This is a genomic window from Micromonospora halotolerans, assembly GCF_032108445.1.
GTDB classification, from domain to species: Bacteria; Actinomycetota; Actinomycetes; order Mycobacteriales; family Micromonosporaceae; genus Micromonospora; species Micromonospora halotolerans.
Genome location: NZ_CP134876.1, coordinates 1,146,673 through 1,164,700 on the forward strand (window position 1 = coordinate 1,146,673; position 18,028 = coordinate 1,164,700).

20 protein-coding genes and 2 tRNA genes are annotated in these 18,028 nt (G+C 73.9%); 12 read left to right on the top strand and 10 right to left on the bottom strand.

Translation table 11 applies throughout. The features are described from left to right. Window positions 1-165 precede the first annotated feature (165 nt). Both RMN56_RS05285 and RMN56_RS05290 read left to right on the top strand, forming a co-directional pair. Window positions 166-1,431 (top strand): L,D-transpeptidase, encoded by a 1,266-nt coding sequence (locus RMN56_RS05285; protein ID WP_313722706.1) that lies wholly within the window; start codon window positions 166-168, stop codon window positions 1,429-1,431. A 214-nt stretch (window positions 1,432-1,645) separates the two neighbouring features. Further along, window positions 1,646-2,950 (top strand): L,D-transpeptidase, encoded by a 1,305-nt coding sequence (locus RMN56_RS05290; protein ID WP_313722707.1) that lies wholly within the window; start codon window positions 1,646-1,648, stop codon window positions 2,948-2,950. 105 nt (window positions 2,951-3,055) lie between these two features. Here RMN56_RS05290 and RMN56_RS05295 read toward each other — a convergent pair. Both RMN56_RS05295 and orn read right to left on the bottom strand, forming a co-directional pair. Continuing rightward, a tRNA-His gene (locus RMN56_RS05295) sits at window positions 3,056-3,131 on the bottom strand. 101 nt (window positions 3,132-3,232) lie between these two features. Next, window positions 3,233-3,829 carry an oligoribonuclease gene (gene orn / locus RMN56_RS05300; RefSeq protein ID WP_313722708.1) on the bottom strand — a complete coding sequence of 199 codons (597 nt, stop codon included), beginning with the start codon at window positions 3,827-3,829 and terminating at the stop codon, window positions 3,233-3,235. Between the two features lie 68 nt (window positions 3,830-3,897). Here orn and RMN56_RS05305 point away from each other — a divergent pair, with 68 nt between their 5' ends. Beyond that, the gene (locus RMN56_RS05305; protein ID WP_313722709.1) at window positions 3,898-5,169 is read left to right on the top strand and encodes a glycosyltransferase family 87 protein; all 1,272 of its coding nucleotides are present in this window, start codon (window positions 3,898-3,900) and stop codon (window positions 5,167-5,169) included. A gap of 140 nt (window positions 5,170-5,309) precedes the next feature. On the opposite strand, the gene RMN56_RS32605 is transcribed toward RMN56_RS05305, so the two are convergent. The 3 genes from RMN56_RS32605 to RMN56_RS05320 form a co-directional block, all read right to left on the bottom strand. Then, entirely contained in the window at window positions 5,310-6,251 is a 942-nt protein-coding gene (locus tag RMN56_RS32605) for a hypothetical protein (protein ID WP_376787276.1), read from the bottom strand. A gap of 149 nt (window positions 6,252-6,400) precedes the next feature. After that, entirely contained in the window at window positions 6,401-7,135 is a 735-nt protein-coding gene (locus RMN56_RS05315; RefSeq protein WP_313722710.1) for a YcnI family copper-binding membrane protein, read from the bottom strand. Window positions 7,136-7,152: 17 nt separating this feature from the next. After that, window positions 7,153-8,838 (bottom strand): copper resistance CopC/CopD family protein, encoded by a 1,686-nt coding sequence (locus RMN56_RS05320; protein ID WP_313722711.1) that lies wholly within the window; start codon window positions 8,836-8,838, stop codon window positions 7,153-7,155. Between the two features lie 281 nt (window positions 8,839-9,119). Between RMN56_RS05320 and RMN56_RS05325 the strand changes: the two genes are divergently transcribed. Genes RMN56_RS05325 through RMN56_RS05340 form a run of 4 tightly spaced genes read left to right on the top strand, consistent with a single transcriptional unit; the run spans window position 9,120 to window position 12,061 of the window. Next, window positions 9,120-9,710 (top strand): sigma-70 family RNA polymerase sigma factor, encoded by a 591-nt coding sequence (locus tag RMN56_RS05325; protein ID WP_313722712.1) that lies wholly within the window; start codon window positions 9,120-9,122, stop codon window positions 9,708-9,710. Between the two features lie 32 nt (window positions 9,711-9,742). After that, window positions 9,743-10,264 (top strand): MauE/DoxX family redox-associated membrane protein, encoded by a 522-nt coding sequence (locus tag RMN56_RS05330; RefSeq protein WP_313722713.1) that lies wholly within the window; start codon window positions 9,743-9,745, stop codon window positions 10,262-10,264. Continuing rightward, window positions 10,257-10,973: a DsbA family protein gene (locus tag RMN56_RS05335; protein ID WP_313722714.1), complete on the top strand. Its 717-nt coding sequence runs from the start codon at window positions 10,257-10,259 to the stop codon at window positions 10,971-10,973. The genes RMN56_RS05330 and RMN56_RS05335 overlap by 8 nt, the downstream gene beginning before the upstream one ends. Next, window positions 10,970-12,061 carry a hypothetical protein gene (locus RMN56_RS05340; protein ID WP_313722715.1) on the top strand — a complete coding sequence of 364 codons (1,092 nt, stop codon included), beginning with the start codon at window positions 10,970-10,972 and terminating at the stop codon, window positions 12,059-12,061. Before RMN56_RS05335 ends, RMN56_RS05340 begins: the two co-directional genes overlap by 4 nt. A 1-nt stretch (window position 12,062) precedes the next feature. Here RMN56_RS05340 and RMN56_RS05345 read toward each other — a convergent pair whose 3' ends face one another. From RMN56_RS05345 to RMN56_RS05360, 4 genes are read right to left on the bottom strand one after another with little or no spacing between them, the layout of a single operon-like run. After that, entirely contained in the window at window positions 12,063-12,824 is a 762-nt protein-coding gene (locus RMN56_RS05345; RefSeq protein WP_313722716.1) for an energy-coupling factor ABC transporter ATP-binding protein, read from the bottom strand. Further along, window positions 12,821-13,591: a cobalt ECF transporter T component CbiQ gene (gene cbiQ, locus RMN56_RS05350; RefSeq protein ID WP_313722717.1), complete on the bottom strand. Its 771-nt coding sequence runs from the start codon at window positions 13,589-13,591 to the stop codon at window positions 12,821-12,823. The genes RMN56_RS05345 and cbiQ overlap by 4 nt, the downstream gene beginning before the upstream one ends. A gap of 7 nt (window positions 13,592-13,598) precedes the next feature. Further along, the gene (locus tag RMN56_RS05355) at window positions 13,599-14,057 is read right to left on the bottom strand and encodes a PDGLE domain-containing protein (RefSeq protein ID WP_313722718.1); all 459 of its coding nucleotides are present in this window, start codon (window positions 14,055-14,057) and stop codon (window positions 13,599-13,601) included. Then, entirely contained in the window at window positions 14,054-14,773 is a 720-nt protein-coding gene (locus RMN56_RS05360; RefSeq protein WP_313722719.1) for an energy-coupling factor ABC transporter permease, read from the bottom strand. Before RMN56_RS05360 ends, RMN56_RS05355 begins: the two co-directional genes overlap by 4 nt. 123 nt (window positions 14,774-14,896) lie before the next feature. On the opposite strand from RMN56_RS05360, the gene bcp reads away from it, so the two are divergent. The 5 genes from bcp (at window position 14,897) to RMN56_RS05385 (ending at window position 16,966) form a co-directional block, all read left to right on the top strand. Beyond that, window positions 14,897-15,367, top strand: a complete 471-nt coding sequence (gene bcp, locus RMN56_RS05365) for a thioredoxin-dependent thiol peroxidase (RefSeq protein WP_313722720.1) — start codon at window positions 14,897-14,899, stop codon at window positions 15,365-15,367. Window positions 15,368-15,398: 31 nt separating this feature from the next. Continuing rightward, window positions 15,399-15,899 carry a hypothetical protein gene (locus RMN56_RS05370; protein WP_313722721.1) on the top strand — a complete coding sequence of 167 codons (501 nt, stop codon included), beginning with the start codon at window positions 15,399-15,401 and terminating at the stop codon, window positions 15,897-15,899. 43 nt (window positions 15,900-15,942) lie between these two features. Next, on the top strand, window positions 15,943-16,320 hold the full coding sequence (locus RMN56_RS05375) for a hypothetical protein (RefSeq protein WP_313722722.1): 378 nt from the start codon (window positions 15,943-15,945) through the stop codon (window positions 16,318-16,320). Next, window positions 16,285-16,370, top strand: a tRNA-Leu gene (locus RMN56_RS05380). Before RMN56_RS05375 ends, RMN56_RS05380 begins: the two co-directional genes overlap by 36 nt. 56 nt (window positions 16,371-16,426) lie before the next feature. Beyond that, window positions 16,427-16,966 (top strand): GNAT family N-acetyltransferase, encoded by a 540-nt coding sequence (locus RMN56_RS05385; RefSeq protein WP_313722723.1) that lies wholly within the window; start codon window positions 16,427-16,429, stop codon window positions 16,964-16,966. A gap of 41 nt (window positions 16,967-17,007) precedes the next feature. On the opposite strand, the gene RMN56_RS05390 is transcribed toward RMN56_RS05385, so the two are convergent. Further along, entirely contained in the window at window positions 17,008-18,006 is a 999-nt protein-coding gene (locus RMN56_RS05390) for an expansin EXLX1 family cellulose-binding protein (protein ID WP_313722724.1), read from the bottom strand. Window positions 18,007-18,028 lie beyond the last annotated feature (22 nt).

An 18,028-nucleotide genomic window follows, 5' to 3' on the forward strand; every position in this document is an offset into this window, starting at 1 on the left:
TAGCACGCACGCCGACCGGGGTTCCAATCCGATACCGGGCTCCACCCTTCGGACGAGCTTAACCGGCGAAAGCCCCCAAAATTCGCGTCTGTCCGGTCGAGGGGCGCGGGCGGCGGGCCCTCATGCGGCACGATGTCCGCCAGGCACGCGAGAACAGAGGTGGGGATGGGCAGGTTCGCGCGGTCCGGGGCGATGGTGGGTGTCCTGGTCCTCACGGCGTCACTGGCACTGACCGGGTGCGGTGACGACCAGAAGAAGCCGGCGTTCGTGGCCGGCGCGCAGCAGGGCGACCCGGCGGCGACCGCGTCGCCGGACGCGACGGGCGAGCCGAGCCGGCCCGCCGTGCCGGCGCTGACGGTGAACCCGGCCGACGGGTCCGACAAGCGCCCGGTCAGCACCGAGATCAGCGCGCGGATCCCGGGTGGCGGCAAGGTGTCGAAGGTCGTCCTGACGGCCGCCAACGGCGCGACCGTCGCGGGGCGGCTGCGCCGGGACGGCTCGTCCTGGGTGCCGTCGGCTCCGCTGAAGTACGGGACCCGGTACACCGCCACGGTCACGGGCACCGGCACGGACGGTCAGACCCGGCAGGGCACCAGCAGCTTCACCACGATGGCCAAGCCGAAGTCGATGATCGGCTCCGGGCTCTACATGTTCAGCGGCAAGACGTACGGGGTGGCCATGCCGGTGGTCGCCGAGTTCTCGCCGGGCATCCCGAAGAAGGACCGCGCCGCGATGCAGAAGCGGATGTTCGTGCAGACCGACCCGCCGCAGCCGGGCGCCTGGCACTGGCTCTACAACGGCACGCAGGCGTACTACCGCGCGCCGGAGTACTGGAAGCCGGGCACCACGATCACGGTCCGGCTGGCGCTGGCCGGGATCCCGCTGAGCAACGGCCGCTACGGCAACGTCGACCGGAGCGCCACCGCCAAGATCGGGCGCGCGTTCGAGATGAAGGTCGACAACGCGACCAAGCGGATGACCGTGTACGAGAACGGGTCGGTGGTCCGCACCGTGCCGGTGAGCCTGGGCAAGAAGAGCACCCCCTCCTCCAGCGGCACGATGGTGGTGATGGAGAAGAAGGAGTCCACGGTCTTCGACACCCGGGACGAGCCGGATCCGAGCAACCAGTACGTCACGAAGATCGACTTCGCTCAGCGGCTGACCTGGGGCGGCGAGTACATCCACGCCGCACCCTGGTCGGAGGGCGTGCAGGGCCGGGTGAACGTCTCGCACGGCTGCGTGAACGTCTCGATGGCGGACGGCCGGTGGCTCTTCGGCAAGACGCTGGTGGGCGATCCGATCACGGTGAAGGGCACCCCGCGGCGGCTGGAACCCGGCAACGGCTGGACGGCCTGGAGCATGAGCTGGTCGCAGTTCGTCGCCGGCAGCGCCGTGCCGGTGCCCGAGGGTGGCCAGGGGTCGCCCTTCTGAGCAGGCGTAACGTGGGCGGATGCGCCACCGGCGGTGGGTCGTTCGTCCGCGTACCCTCGGGCGGAGGTGGAGACCACTCCGCTCGACAAAGCGCCGCACGGTATCAGAATCGTTACATCGCGGGCGGGGTGTTTCGGTTCACTTCCGGCAACGGGTAACCGTTCCGGCGCGTCTGTAAGGACGATGGGACCCGGACCACGACTGTGAGGGAAGCATGCGAGCTAGCCAGGACGAGCTGATCCGGGGCGGGGCCCCCCGGCGCGGCGGGCGACGCCGCGTGTTCGCGGCCGCGGTGCTCGCCGCCGCCATGGCCCTGACCGGCTGCACCAGCGGCGGGGGCGGCGACGGGGACAAGTCGTCGAGCTGGCAGGGCGGCGGCGAGAGCGGCCCGAAGGCGGCCGCCACCATCACCGAGCCCGCGGCCGACGCCAAGGACGTGCCGGCCTCCACCGCCGTCACCTTCACCACGAAGGAGGCGCAGGAGACCACCGTCGAGCTGAAGGACTCCGCCGGCAAGGTCGTGGAGGGCCAGCTCGCGAAGGACGGGAAGAGCTGGCTGCCGGACGGCGCGCTGGCCTACGGCGAGACGTACACGGCCACCGTCACCGCGACCGGCGACGACGGCAAGCCGGCCACCGCGACCAGCACCTTCACCACGATGGCGAAGCCGGGCAAGCAGATCCGGGTGAGCAGCTTCCTCGGCGACAACCAGGTCGTCGGGGTGGCCATGCCGCTGATCGTCAAGTTCGGCCGGGCCATCCCGGAGGACTACCGCGACGACCTGCAGCGCCGGATGACGGTCACCGCGAAGCCGGCCCAGGAGGGCATCTGGCACTGGGTGAGCCCGACCGAGGTGCACTACCGGCCGAAGGCGTTCTGGAAGGCCAACAGCACGGTGACCTACAAGGTGCAGGCGGGTGGGCTGCCGCTCGGCGACGGCTGGTACGGCCGCTCCGACCTCACCGTCGACATCAAGACCGGCCCGTCGTTCGTGATGACCGTGGACAACCGCACCAAGAAGATGACGGTCACCAAGGACGGCAAGGTGATCAAGACGATCCTGGTGAGCCTCGGCAAGAAGAGCACCCCGTCGTCCAGCGGGACGATGGTGGTGATCGAGAAGCTCCGCCACACGGTCTTCGACACCATGGAGGAGCTGGGCCCCGAGGAGGGCTACCGCACCGAGATCGACTACGCCCAGCGCCTCACCTGGGGCGGCGAGTTCATCCACGCCGCACCCTGGTCGGAGGGCGTGCAGGGCAGGTCGAACGTGTCGCACGGCTGCGTGAACGTCTCGATGAAGGACGGCAACTGGCTCTTCGCCAACACCCGGATGGGTGACCCGATCACGGTGAAGGGCACCGAGCGCAAGCTCCAGAACGGCAACGGCTGGACCGACTGGAACATGAGCTGGGACGAGTACGTCAAGGGCAGCGCCGTGCCGTACGAGCCGCCGGCCGCGCCGGGCGACGACACCAGCCCGGGCGCCGACGAGCCGAGCGTCGAGCCGACCCCCTGACCGGCGGGCATCCGACGGCCTCCTCCCACCGGGAGGGGGCCGTTTCCCGCTTGGCGGACCGGAAACGACGCGAGCCCCCTCCCGGAGGAGGGGGCTCGCGTCATGTGGGGTGACTGATGGGAATTGAACCCACGACAACCGGGACCACAACCCGGTGCTCTGCCAACTGAGCTACAGCCACCATGCTCTCCGCGCCGGTCACCCGGGCGGGGCGCGGACTAATAATAGCCACACCCCGGCCGGCCCCGTCCACCGGGTTCGGGCGGCCCCGCCCGGCCGGGCTCAGAGCTGGGCGGCGATGGCCTTGGCGCTCTCCACGTCCGGGCCGGGCAGCGGCACGAAGACGGTCCGCCGGTAGTACTCCAGCTCCCGGATGCTCTCCCGGATGTCGGCCAGCGCCCGGTGGGCCAGCCCCTTCTGCGGCTGGCCGAAGTACACCCGCGGGTACCAGCGCCGGCACAGCTCCTTGATCGAGGAGACGTCGATCATCCGGTAGTGCAGGTGGGCGTCGAGCCGGGGCATGTCACGGGCGATGAAACCCCGGTCGGTGGCGATGGAGTTGCCGCACAGCGGGGCGGTACGGGGGTCCTTGACGTGGCTGGCGACGTAGTCGAGCACCATGTCCTCGGCCTCGGCCAGGGTGACCGTGGAGCGGCGCACCTCCTCGGTGAGGCCGGACTTGCCGTGCATGGTGCGCACGATCTCCGGCATCGCCTCCAGCGCCGCCTCGTCGGCGTGGATGACCACGTCGACGCCCTCTCCAAGCACGTTGAGGTCAGGATCCGTGACGAGCGCGGCGACCTCGATCAGCCTGTCCCGGCCGAGGTCCAACCCGGTCATCTCACAGTCGATCCAGACGAGAAGATCAGCCACCGCCACAGACTACGCGCCGCCGACCCGCCCGCGCCTGAAGCACCCGGGCCCAGGTGGACCGCTAGGGTTTCCCCGTGCCAGCCGAACCCGTCGCACCACCAGCCGTCACCGAGGACGATCCGGGCGGGCGTACGGCCCGTCGGCTGGTCACGGTGGTGGCACTCGCGGCGTTGCTGCCGGCGCTCTACCGTCCGGGCCTCAACCACAACTTCCTCGATCTCAAGATCTACATGAGCGCGATGGACTGGTGGCGGGCCGGGCATCCGCTCTACGACTACGTGCAGCCCGACCGGGTCCAGGGCCTGCTGTACTTCACCTATCCCCCGCTGGCCGGACTGGTGCTGTGGCCGTTCGCGCTCCCGCGGCTCGGCGTCACCATCGCCATCTTCACGGTGCTCACCGTGATCGGGGTGGTGGTGACCACCCGCTGGCTGGTGCTGCCCGTGGTGCGGCGGCGCGACCTGCCGAAGATGTTCAGCGTCACGGTGGCCGTGCTGCTGGTCCTCGCCGTGGAGAGCACCCGCGAGACGATCACCTTCGGCCAGATCAACATGCTGCTGGTGGTGCTGATCCTGGGCGACCTGCTGTTCGCCGTACCCCAGGGGCGGCGCTGGGCCGGCGTGGGCGTGGGGCTGGCGGCGGCGCTCAAGCTCTTCCCCGGCATCTTCGTGCTCTACCTGCTGGCCACGCGGCGCTGGCGGGCCGCCGTGGTGGCGGCCGTGACCGCGACGGTGGCCACGCTGCTCGCGGCGGTGGTCGCGCCCCGCGACTCGTGGCGGTTCTGGACCCACGAGCTGTGGGCGACCGACCGGGTGGGCCGGACCGACTACACCGGCAACCAGTCGCTGTTCGGCCTGCTCAGCCGGATCACCGCGCCGGACAAGCCGAGCCAGCTGCCCTGGCTGCTGCTGGCGCTGCTGGTCGCCGGGTACGGGCTGTGGCGGGCCGCCCGGGCGGCGCGGGCCGGGGACGCGCTGGCCGGCCTCACCCTGACCGGCCTGGTCGGCGGGCTGGTCAGCCCGATCACCTGGACCCACCACCTGTACTGGTTCATCCCGGCGGTGGTGGTGCTGGTCGACGCGGCGCTGGACGCGGACCCGGCCACGGTGGAGGGTGCCCGCCGGCGGCGCCGGCTGCTCGTCCTGGCCGCCGGCACCGGCTTCGTGATCGTCTACGGGGTGGTCACCTTCCAGGACTGGGGTGTCGCCCCGGCGCGCACGGACGATCCGGTGGACTTCGTCGTCCGCAACGCGTACGTCCTGCTCAGCCTGCTGCTGCTGGCCGTGCTGCCGAGTCGCCGCCCGGTGCGCGAGCCGGCCGGCACCCCGGTCGGAAACAGGCAGTAACCGGACACATCTCGCGACAAGCGTCGTTCGGCGCTAATCTGGTCTCAACTACCTCAGGTTTCTCCCAGGTAGCACCGATCCCCCGGTGATGGTGGCCCTCCGCGTCGGCAGCGCGGAGGGCCACCGCCGTAGGGGTCGGGTCACTCGTCGACCGGCGTGGCCGGCCGGACCGGGCGGGGCGTCCCCGCGGTGGTCACCGGGGGCCACGACCAGTCCGGGGCGACCGGCAGGTCGGCCAGGCTCTCGGGCCGCCGGCTCGGCACCGGACCGATGGCCACGCGGGACCGCTCGGCGGGCCGCGACCCGACCGAGACCAGCTGCCGGTCGGGCAGGGTGGACGGCTCGGCCCGCTGGCCCAGCCCGCTGAGCGAGCTGACGCCCAGCCGGCCGGCGAGCACCGGAACCTGGTCCGGCTCGACCACGAAGACCACCTCGCGCGGGCGGACCGGGCGCAGCAGCACCAGCACGGCGAGCACCACCAGCAGCGTCCCGCCGGCCAGCAGGGCCCAGGCCACGCCGGGGAACCAGCCGGCGCGCAGCTCGGCGCGCAGGTCCAGCGCCAGGTCGGCCCGCCCGTCCGGCCGCATGACCACCAGGCTCAGCGACCGGCCGGCCAGCTCGGCCGGGCTCCACTCCAGCGCGCCGACGCCCTCGCGTACCCAGAGGTCCTGGCCGAGCGGGACGGGGACCGCGGCGCCGGCGGTGGGCGGGTCCAGGCGGACCGGCAGCGGGCCCCGGGACAGCGCCACCCGGCGCACGGTGGTGTGCGGGACGTCGGCCAGCCACCGTCGCACCTGGTCGGTCGGGGCGAGGCCGAGGAAGGCGGGACCGTCGGCGGTCCGCGCGGTGAGCCGGAGCCGGGCCTGCCCGGCCCGGGCGACCGGCGCGTCGGCGCGGAGCAGGGCGTCCACGTCGGTCACCACGACCGCGCGGGTGGGGGTGCGGATCGTCTCGAAGCGGGCGCCGAAGCCGCCGTCCGGGTCGGCGTGCCGGGCGGCGATCCAGAGCCCCGCGCCCGCCAGCAGGGCCGGTAGCCCCACGGTCAACAGCAGCATGCCGGCGATCGTGCGCACGAAACGCATTCGCGTCGTCCCCCTCGGTAGCGAAGTACCCGGCCGACCTTACCGACGCGGGCCGACGATTCGCCGGATATCCACGGCAAGCACCCGAAGAACCGCGGAACGACCACCGGCCCGCCGGAAGATCCGACGGGCCGGCGTGACGGCGCAGGTCAGGACTTCGCGGTGGGCTCCCGGCGGGTACGCAGGAAGGCCAGCCCGCCGAGGATCAGGCCGGCCAGGCCGGCGACCAGACCGGCCACGCCGAACGCGGTGGCCGTGCCGGTGTCGGCGTCGTCGTCACCGTCGTCGTCGGCAGCGGCGGCCGCCGGGGCGCTCGCGACCGGCGAGGCTGACGCCGAGGCGGCGGCCAGGGTGAGCACCGGCGCCGGGTTCTCCGGCTCCTCCCCGCCCGGCGTGGGCTCCTCGATCCAGCGCGAGACGTTGCCGTCCGAGTAGGTCTGGAGCACCTTGAACACCATCCGGTCGACCTGCGGCAGCGGGCCCATCGACACCGGGAACTCCTGGAACTCGCCCGGCTTGACCCCGCCGTTCGGCGCGGCCGTCCAGGTCAGCTTCGAGACCGCCTCGGTGAGCTGGCTGCCGTGCACCTCGATGGGCGGGTCGACCTTGCGCTTCTCCACCGCGACCGTCCACCCCGGGACCGGCATGGTGGAGACCGAGCCGACCGGGGCGTTCTCCGGCAGGTTGACCTCCACCTTCGTGGTCGACGCCGTGTCGCTCTCGTTCGGCACCCGGAAGGCGAAGCGGCCGTAACTGCCCTGCATGGCCTCCTGCGGGTTGACGGTGACGTGCGCCGAGGCCGGCCCGGCCAGGCCGAGCACGGCCGTGGCCACGGCGGCGAGGGTGAGCGCGGCGGCGGTTGCGGGACGCCGGAGACGGGTCATGTGGGCGAGCCTTTCGGTTACCTGACGGGCACGGTGGCGGTCACCGTGGCCTGGTCGATGTCGGACGTGCGGACGGTGAAGCGGAGCTGCCACTGCCCCGCCGCCGGCAGGTTGATCTCGCCGAAGGCGTGGTTGTCGGTCAGCGGAAGCAGCGGGATCGTGATCGGCTCGATGCCGGCCGACGGCAGCGCGGCGGTGGCCTTCCACTCCTGCACCGGCTGAGGCCGGCTGTCCTTGGGCGTGTACGCGTAGAGGTGCAGCGAGTTGCTGCCGGTCTCGGCCGGGTCCAGCTCGACCTGCAGCGAGTAGAGCGGGCTGCTCAGCGTGGTGGAGAAGAAGCCGTCCGGGGCGCCGGCCACCGTGGCGGAGGCGGTCCGGGCCGGGGTGGTCTGCACCAGGGTCGCCGAGAGGCCGAGCACCACCGCGGTGATCGCCAGCTCGGCCACCACCGCCCGCCGCATGGACCCCGGACGGCCCGCGGCGGTGCGCTTCCGGACCAGCGCCCGGGAGTACGCGGCCACCGCGATCACCAGCGCGAACAGCACGATCTTGGCGAGCAGCAGCTGCCCGTAGGTGGTGTCGACCAGCGCCTTCGGCGTGGCCACCTCGATCAGCCCCTGCACGGTCCCGGCGAGCAGCAGCGCGGCCACCGCCAGCGCGGCCCAGCGGGACCAGATCGGCAGGATGGCGTCCAGCTCCCGCTCGTCGGCCCGGCGCAGCAGGAAGACCGCGAGCATCACCAGGCCACCCAGCCAGACGGCCATGCTGCCGAGGTGCACGGCGTCCACCACCACCGAGACGGCGGGCGCGGGCGACGCGGCCGGGTGGCCCGCGAGCGGCCAGGTGAACAGCGCGGCCCCGCCGAGGATGGCCAGGATGAGCCCGTCGGTGCGGCCGACGGGCCCGGCGAAGAGCGGGCGGAGCAGGAACGCCGCCGCGGCCAGCAGGCCGAGCCGGACCAGGTGCGTGGCGCCGTAGGTGCTGCCCAGCACGTCGCCGAAGCCGGCGCCGGTGGCGTCGAACAGGCCGCCGCCGTTGGTGTAGGGGACCTGGAGCCACAGCTCGGCGAGCGTGGCCACGGCCAGCAGGCCCAGCGCCGACCAGGCCAGCCGGGCCGGGCCGCGCCGGGACAGCCGGCGGGGCCAGAGCGCGGCCAGCACCAGCGCCGGGCCGACGAGCAGCAGCAGCCCGACGTAGCCGAGGTACTTCGCCACCTTGACCGCGTTGCCCACCACCGCGTTCGCCCGGGTGTCCGCGCCGGTGTCCGTCGGCGGCGTGGACGGCGCGCCGACGGAGTAGGTGAACGCGCCGGAGACCGGGTGGCTGTCGGCCGAGATCACCCGGTAGCTGACCAGGTAGGTGCCGCGCGCGCCGGACGGGTCCACCGGGATGGTGACCACCGCGCCCTTGAAGGTGGGCTCGCCCCGGTCGGCCCGGGAGCCGTCGGGCGCGATCACCCGGATCTTGTCGGGGACCTTGCGGACCCCCTCGCTGAAGGTGATCACCACTTCGGCGGGCGCGCTGGGCACCACGGCCGCGGCGGCGGGGCTGCTGCTCACCAGCACCGCGTGGGCGCTGGCCGGGGTGGCCGGGGCCAGCAGCAGGGCGACGAGGGTGACCAGCAGGCCGGCGGCGGTCCCCAGCCGGGCGGCCCACGGACGGTCGGCGACGGCCACGGGGCGGCGGCGTACGGCAGCAGTCATGACCATCATGCTTCCCGAACCGTGCGGCCCCCGGCGACCCGGCCTCATCCGCGCCCCGGCGCCGGCGCCGTACGCGGCCGGAGCTCCGCCACCCGGAGCCGCCGGGCCCGAGCCTGCGGCTCCTTCCCGTCCGGCCGGGCGGAAAGCGCCACGCGCACGTCGTCGCACGTCATGAGCGGGTAGTCGGCGGGCGGGTGGAAAAAGTTCCCGGCGTGGGCGGGACCACGTAATGGGCCGAAGGACCCTGTCCGGCACAGGTACGCCGCGTAACCTCGTCTGTCGTGATCCCCGCCCCGCGCGACACCTCCGCCGGCCGCCCCGCGGCGCCGGCGGGCGAGGCTGCGCGGGACGCCGCGACCGACTGGGCACTGGCCGCCCGGGCGGGTGACCCGGTGGCCCAGGCCGCCTTCGTCCGGGCCACCCAGGCCGAGGTGTGGCGCTTCGCCGCCGCCCTGGTCGACCCGGACAGCGCGGACGACCTGACCCAGGAGACGTACCTGCGTGCGTTCCGGGCGCTGCCCGCCTTCGAGGGGCGGTCCACGGCGCGCACCTGGCTGCTCGGCATCGCCCGCCGGGCCTGCGCCGACCACCTCCGCACCGTGATCCGCCGCCGGCGGCTGGACGCGCGGCTCGCCGCGCACGCGGCCACCGACCGGCCCCACCCGGACCCGGCCGGGCAGCTCGGCGCCACCGACCTGGTCCGCCGGCTCCCCGCCGAACGGCGCTCGGCGTTCGTGCTCACCCAGCTGCTCGGCCTGTCGTACGCCGAGGCCGCCGCGGTGGAGGGGGTGCCCGTGGGCACCATCCGCTCCCGCGTCGCCCGGGCCCGCGACGATCTGGTCGAGGCCGCCGGCGACGCGTTGACCGGCTGATCGTGGAACTTTCCTCGGAAACGGGACGACCAATGACCGTGACCGCACCCCCCACCCGGGCCGCCCGCTGGCCCGCCGTCCGGCCCTGGCTCGGCATCGCGGCCCGCCTCGGCCTGGCCGCCGTCTGGTTGGTCGCCGGCGCCGCCAAGGTCGACGACCTGGCCGCCTCCGGCCGGGCGGTCAACGCCTACCAGGTGATGCCGTACGACCTGGCCACCGTGATCGGCGCCGCGCTGCCCTTCGTCGAGCTGGCCCTCGGCGTGCTCCTGCTCCTCGGGCTGGCCACCCGGCTCGCCGCCGGCGTCTCCGCGGCACTGCTGGTCGTCTTCATCGCCGGCATCACCTCGGCCTGGTCCCGTGGCCTGGCCATCGACTGCGGATGCTTCGGCAGCGGCGGGCAGCTCGCCGCCGGCCAGGCACCGAGCTACCTCCCGGAGATCCTCCGGGACCTGGGATTCCTGGTACTGGCCGGGTTCCTGCTGACCTGGCCCCGCACCCCGTTCTCCGTGGACGGCTGGCTGGCGGGCGACACCGTGGAGGTCGACGATGAGTAGTCGCAAGGGGCGGAAGAACGCGGCCCAGGTGGTCCGCGCCCAGATCGCCCGGGAAAAGCGGCGCACCCGCACGATCTGGACCTCCGTCGCCGCGGTGGTGGTGCTGGTGATCGCCGGTCTGATCGGCTGGACGGTCTACTCCAGCCAGAAGTCGGACACGTTCACCACCCCGCCCGGCGCCAACCCGCCCGGCACCGCCATCGTCCTCGGCCAGGGCCCGGTCGCCGTCGACCTCTACGAGGACTACCTCTGCCCGGTCTGCAAGCAGTTCCAGCAGACCAGCGGCGAGACCATCAACCAGTTGATCAACGAGGACAAGATCCGGGTGAACTTCCACCCGGTGGCCTTCCTCAACCGCTTCTCCACCACGGAATACTCCACCCGCTCCTCGGCCGCCGCCGGCTGCGCCGCACAGGGCGGCAAGTTCAAGGAGTTCACCGACCAGCTCTTCGCCCGACAGCCGGCCGAGGGCAGCGCCGGGCTCAGCGACGACGAGCTGATCGACATCGGCGCGGGCGTCGGGCTCGACCGCGACGACTTCGGCTCCTGCGTGAAGGACGGAAAATACAAGGGGTGGACCGAGCACGTCACCGACGACGCCACCAAGTCCGGCGTGACCGGCACCCCGACCATCCGGGTCGACGGCAAGGACGTCACGGACCGCAGCCCGGAGGGGATCAGGGCGGCCGTGGAGGCGGCCGGCAAGTGATCCCCGCACCGCTGCGGCGGGCCGCCCTGGTGGTCACCGCCGCGCTCACCACCCTGCTCGCCCTCGCCACCCCGGCCGCCGCGCACGGCGCGGACGCCCCGGACGGCACCGACTACCGCGCCGAGGTCACCGGGATCGCTCCGGCCCGGCCCGGGCTCACCGCCCGGATGGTCGAGGCCGGCGCCCGCCTCGAACTGACCAACCGCACCGCGGCCGACGTCGAGGTGCTCGGCTACTCCGGCGAGCCGTACCTGCGGATCGGGCCCGGCGGCGTCTACGAGAACACCCGCTCCCCCGCCACCTACCTCAACCGCACCCTCGCCGGGGACACCCAGCTCCCGCCGGAGGCCGACCCGGCCGCCGCGCCGGCCTGGCGGCGGATCGCCGACGGGCGCACGGCCCGCTGGCACGACCAGCGGACGCTCTGGCTGGAGTCCGACCCGCCCGTCCAGGTGGCCGCCGCCCCCGACCGGGAGCAGCGGGTCCGCGACTGGGTGGTGCCGCTGCGCGCCGGCACCGACACCGTCGAGGTACGCGGCACGCTGGACTGGGTGCCGCCGCCCGACGCGTACCCCTGGTGGGTGACCGCCACCCTCGGCTTCCTGGTGATCGGCGCGGCCGGCCTCGTCCCGGCCGGCACCGCCACCGGCGTCCGCGCGCTGCGCGGGGTGGGCGCGCTGCTCGCCCTGGGCGGGGCCGCCACCGTGGCGCTCACCGTCGGCAAGGCCCTGGACGCCGGCGCCGCCGGAGCCGGCGGAGTGCTGCTCAACCTGCTCACCGGGCAGACGTGGACGCTGCTCACCGGGCTCGGCGCGCTCGCCGCCGGCGGCTACACGCTGGCCCGCCGCCCGGCCGCCGACTTCGCGCTGGCCCTGGTGGGCGCCTGCCTGACCCTGTTCGCCGGCGTGGGGAACCTGGCCGTCCTGTCCCGCTCGGTGGCCCCGGTCGCCGGCCCGCCCACCCTCGCCCGGGTGCTGGTCACCCTGGCGCTGGCCACCGGCGTCGGCGCGGTCGCCGCCGGCCTCCTGCGCCTGCGCACCGCCTCCCGGGCCGTCCACGTCACGCCCGCGGCGCCCGCCGCGCGCTGACTCAGGACGGGCGGGGCACGAAACCGTACGGCAGCTCCAGGCGGTGCTCGGCGAGCAGGCGCTCGTCGGAGAGCAGCTCCAGGGTGGGCGCGTCCGCGACGACCCGGCCGGCGTCCAGGATCACCGAACGGTCGCAGAGCTCCGCCGCGTACGGCAGGTCGTGGGTGACCATCAGCAGGGTCACCGGGAGGCCGCGCAGGATCTCCGCCAACTCCCGGCGGGCGGCCGGATCGAGGTTGGACGACGGCTCGTCCAGCACCAGGATCTCCGGGCGCATGGCCAGCACCGTGGCCACCGCCACCCGGCGGCGCTGCCCGAACGACAGGTGGTGCGGCGCCCGGTCCCGGTGCTCCGCCATCCCCACCGCGGCGAGCGCCTCGTCCACCCGGGCGGCCAGCTCCGCCCCGCGCAACCCCAGGTTCGCCGGCCCGAACGCGACGTCCTCGGCGACGGTGGGCAGGAAGAGCTGGTCGTCCGGATCCTGGAAGACGATTCCCACCCGGCGGCGGATCTCGGCCAGCGTGTCCCGGTCCCGGCTCACCGCCAGGCCGCCCACGCTGACCGTCCCCCCGGTCGGGGTGAGGATGCCGTTGAGGTGCAGCACCAGGGTCGTCTTGCCGGCGCCGTTCGGCCCGAGCAGCGCCACCCGCTCGCCGCGCGGCACGGTCAGGTCCACCCCGTGCAGGGCGACGTGACCGTCGGGGTACGCGTACCGGACGCCACGGACGTCCAGGGAGGGCGGCTGCTGCACGTACCCGATCATGTCAGGACGAGCGCGACGGCGGCGATGGTGGCCGCGATGGCCGGCACCGTCGCGGCGACCGCCCACTGGCCCGCGGTGGCCGCGCCCGCGCCCTGCCACACCGCCGGCATCCGGCCCGTGTAGCCACGGGAGACCATGGCCAGGTAGACCCGCTCGCCCCGCTCGAACGCCCGCAGGAACAGCGCGCCGACGCCGGCCGCGAAACCGCGGAGCTGCCAGAGGAAGCGCGGGTCGTCGCCCCGCGACATCCGGGCCACCCGCATCCGCCGGGCCTCCCCCACCAGCACGTCCAGGTAGCGCAGCATGAACGTGGCGATCTGGGTGAGGATCTGCGGGCACCGCAGCCGGTCCAGGCCCACGATCAGGTCCCGCGTCGTCGTGGTCGCCGCCAGCAGGAGCGACGCGAGTACGCCGAGCGTGCCCTTGGCCAGGATGTTCCACGCGCCGTGCAGCCCGTCGACGGAGAGGCTCAACCCGGCCACGTCGACCCGCTCCCCGGTGCCGAAGAACGGCAGCGCGAACGCGAACAGCACGAACGGCAGCTCGATCAGCGCCCGGCCGAGCAGCCAGCGCGGCCCCACCCGGGCCAGCGCCGCCACGGCGACGACCAGCAGGGCGTAACCGCCGAAGGCCCAGTACGCCGCCCGGGGCGTGGCGACCACCGCGAGGGTGAACAGCACCATCGCGGCGATCTTCACCTCCGGCGGGAGGCGGTGCACCGGCGAGGACGACTCGCGGTAGAGCACGTGGGCGTGGCCGGCACCCATCCGGGACTCAGCGGGTGCCGGCGGCGCGCGCCGGACGCTCGTCGGCCGGGTCGCCGGTGGTGGCGTCGCCGGTCGGGCCGGCCGAACCGGTCCCCGTGCCATCCGCCGTGCCGGTCGCCGTGCCGGCCGCTGGGCCGCGGCGGCGGGCCAGCCAGAACAGGCCGCCGCCGACGGCGAAGGTGAGCAGCACGCCGAGCACGCCGGACAGGCCGGTGGAGAGGAAGTCGTTGCCCACCCCGCGCACGCCGTAGTCGGCGAGCGGGCTGTCGGCCAGCTCATGGTCCTTGGCCTGCTGGGCCGGGCAGCTGCCGCCGGTGATCTCGCCGTCGGCGTCGACCGTGCAGCCCTTGAGCAGGGAGGAGTCGAGCCCGTCCGGGTGCGCCGAGGCGTAGTTGCTCACCACGCCGGCCAGCAGCAGGGCGACCAGCAGGCCGCCGAGGACGAACGGCCAGGAACGCCTGCTCATCGGGCACCTCCGGCGACCGGGACGGCGGGAGCCGGCACGGCCGGCTTGAGGGCGCGCAGCGCGTACACCAGGTCGGGGCGGACCTTGGCGACGGTGACCACGGTGGTCGCGGTGATCAGACCCTCGCCGATGCCGATCAGCAGGTGGACGCCGGCCATCGTGCCGGACAGCCCGGCCAGGTTGCCGCCCAGGTCGGTGGTGCCGCCCAGCCAGTACTCGAGCACGAACCCCTGCGACGCCACCACGACGCTGACCAGCGCGGAGACGAAGGCGGTGATGCCGAGCCCGGCCGGCGTGCGCGGGAGCACCCGCAGCAGCAGCGCGATCAGCAGGTAGGCGGCGGCGGTGCCGAGCAGCGCCATGTTGGTGATGTTGAGGCCGAGCATGGCCACCCCGCCGTCGCCGAACACCAGCGCCTGCACGACCAGCACCACGGCAACGCAGAGCGCGCCCACCCACGGGCCGACCAGCAGCGCGGCGAGGGCGCCACCCAGCAGGTGGCCGCTGACCCCGGCCGTGAAGATCGGGAAGTTGAGCATCTGCACGGCGAAGATGAACGCGGCCACCAGGCCGGCCATCGGCGCGAGCCGGTCGTCGAGGTCACGGCGCCCGCGCAGCACGCAGAAGGTGAGCACGGCCAGCGCGAGGGCCGCGAACACCGCGGCGACGGGACCGTCGATGATCCCGTTCGAGATGTGCATCGCCAGGGTTTCCACGGACCGAGCTTATTTGCAGGGCGTCGCTGTTGCCAATCCCTTGCAACAAGCCATGGTGATCATCACGCGGGCTGGCGCGTCGCCACCCGCCCCGGACCCGGCGACGGCGGTATCGTCTGCGCCATGACCGACCGCCTGAGCCCCGGCGACCCCGCCCCCGAGTTCACCCTCCCCACCGACAGCGGCGGGACCCTCTCCCTGGCCGGCCTGCGCGGCCGCAAGGTCATCCTGTACGCGTACCCGGCCGCCATGACACCCGGCTGCACCAAGCAGGCCTGCGACTTCCGCGACTCCCTCGCCTCGCTCCAGGCCGCCGGCTACGAGGTGGTCGGCATCTCCCCCGACAAGCCCGAGAAGCTGGCCAAGTTCCGCGACCGCGACGCCATCACCTTCCCGCTGGTCGCCGACACCGACAAGTCGGTGCTCACCGCGTACGGCGCGTTCGGCGAGAAGCAGATGTACGGCCGCACCGTCACCGGCGTGATCCGCTCGACCTTCGTCGTCGACGAGGACGGGAAGATCGAGCGGGCGCTCTACAACGTCAAGGCCACCGGACACGTCGCCAAGCTGCGCCGCGACCTCGGGCTCGACTGAGCCTGTCGGAGGGCGCCGTTACCGTCGGCGCATGCCTCGCTACAAGTACTCGCCCGAGCGGCTGGCGGCAGCGGCGGCGCAGGCGCGCAGCGTGACCGAGGTCATGCGGCTGCTCGGGGTCCGGGTGAGCGGCGGATCGCACGCGCACATCAGCCGCCAGCTCAAGCGCTTCGGCATCGACACCTCGCACTTCACCGGGAGCGCGCACAACAAGGGGCAGCGCGGCGTGCGGCGCACCACCTCGTCCCAGTTGCTGGTGCGACTGCCCGCCGGTTCGCGACGCACGCCCGGCAGCCGGCTGAAATGGGCCCTGGATGACATCGGCGTGCCCGAGGAGTGTGAGGTAGTGCCAGGTCGGTCCGGTCTGGCGCGGCCGGCCGCTGACCCTCCACGTCGACCACCTCAACGGCGACTTCCTCGACAACCGGCCGCCCAACCTCAGGATCCTCTGTCCGAACTGCCACAGCCAGACCGACACCTACGCCGGCCGCAACAAGAGCGACGCCCGGCCCCATCCGCCACCACCACCTGACCCGGCGACTCCGGCCGCCGGGGAACGACTGCCGGTGGGCCGCGTGGAGGACCTGCTCCGCCAGGTGGAACAGGGAATTCTCGGTCCGGGCGAGGCGGCGCGCCGGATCGGGTGTCATCGCAACCGCGTGGCCCGGCTCCGGGCGCGTCTGGCCACGCGGGGCAACCTCGCGCCCGCACCCCGGTTTCTTCGGAGCAGCCCGTGGGACGACATCGTGGTGCGGCACGCGCTGGCAAACCCCGACCTCGGGCCGCGCAAGCTCGCCGATGTCATCCGGGCGGCATCCGGCGGCACGCTGGTGATCAGCCATGGGACGGTGTCGAACGCTCTGCGGCGGGCCGGACTGCACACCGCCTCGGCGCGACGCTCTAGACTCGGCGGGTCGGCGGGAGTGGCGGAACGGCAGACGCGCAGGCCTTAGGAGCCTGTGTCCGAGAGGACGTGGGGGTTCGAAACCCCCCTCCCGCACCAACAGCGGTGTCGCGTGGATCACGAAGGCGGGTCGGCGCCGCGTCGGCTCGCGGAGGATGGCGGGCGTGAACCTGCGTTTCGTCCTCGACCCCGATCTCACCCCCGAGCTGCGCGACCAGATCACCGCGCTCTGGGTGGACGTGACCAACGCCGGTGGCGCCGTCGGCTTCGTCGCCCCGGTGACCGACGCCGACGTGCGGCCCATGGCCGCGGCGACCTTCGCCGCGATCGCCGACGGGCCGGACCGGCTGCTGGTGGGCTACGAGGGCGATCGCCTCGTCGGCGTCCTGATCATCGCGGACAACCGGTTCCACCTGAAGACGCACTGGCGGGTGCTGAAGCGGGTCATGGTGCACCCCGACACGCAGGGACGCGGCTACGGCGCGGCGCTGATGCGCGAGGCCGAGCGGATCGGTCGGGAGCTGGGCCTGGCGGCGCTGCACGTGACCGTCCGGGACGGGCTGGGCCTGGGCGGGTTCTACGAGCGCCTCGGGTACCGGGAGGTCGGGCGGCTGCCCGGCGCGCTGCGGCTCGCCCCGGGCGACGACCGGGACGAGGTCTTCATGTGGCTGGACCTGGGCGCCGACCCGGCCTGACCGCCGCCGATGCGAGGTGACCCGGCGGTGCAGGGGCCAGGTCAGTCGCAGGCGGCCGTGACCGGCGCGGGGGTGGCCGGCGGGGCGGCGGCCGCGTCCCGCACGGCGGGAGTGCCGGGCGGCGCGGTGACCGTCGGGGTGGCGGAGGCGCTCTTCCGGGGGCTGGGCCGAGCCGAGGGCGAGCGGCGGGGCGTGGCCGATCGGGTCGGCGCGGCGGCGCCGTACATGCGGACCGTGCTGCGCTGGACCTGGCCGGGGAGCATCCGGATGCCGGTGGCGGTGGCGCGGTGGCCGTACGCGTCGGTGACGCGGATGGTGTACGGCCCGGGGCCGGCGCCGGAGGCGATGAGCCAGTAGTTGTAGTCCTGGCGGGTGGCGGCGCGCCAGGAAGCGCCCTGCCGCACGTCGACGGCGCGCAGCGGGTTGCCGTGGTCGCCGATGAGGACGGCGAACCACCACTGCGAGGCGCCCTCCTTGACGCGGAAGGTGAGCGGGCCGGGCAGTGGCGGGTCGACCACGGCGCGGTAGCTGACCTTGACGATGCCCTGCACCGGGTCGGCGATCCGGGCGAACGCCTCGGCGGAGAGGTCGAGGTGGCCGGGTTCGCACTCCGGGCACTGGTCCATGACGAGGACGCGGACGGTTCCCTGGGGGCCGGTGACGTCGAGGTGGCCGCCGCAGGAGGTGCCGGCGGCGTATTCGCTGGGGCCGAGGGCGACGTAGAGCCGGTTGGTGGGTGCGGCGGGCCGGGAGCAGTTGCCGCCGGCGCCCTTCGAGTCGTAAAAGGTCGCCTTTCCGCTGTGGACGGTGCCGTCGAGCGGTGGGGCGGCGGGCAGGGCGCGCGGCGGTGAGGCGGCGCAGGCGGGGGCGGCGCCGCCGCGTACCGCGAGGGTCACGGCGACCACGGCGGCGAGCGCGGCGAGGCCGCCGGCGGCGAGCCGGCGGCGGGGGCCGGCGGGGGCGCGGCGGCGGCCGGCCCGGGTGGGTGGGTGCTGGTCGGCGGTGGGCAGGGGGCGGCCGGGTGCGCTGCCGTCGGTCACGCCGGTCGATGCTGCCGGACCG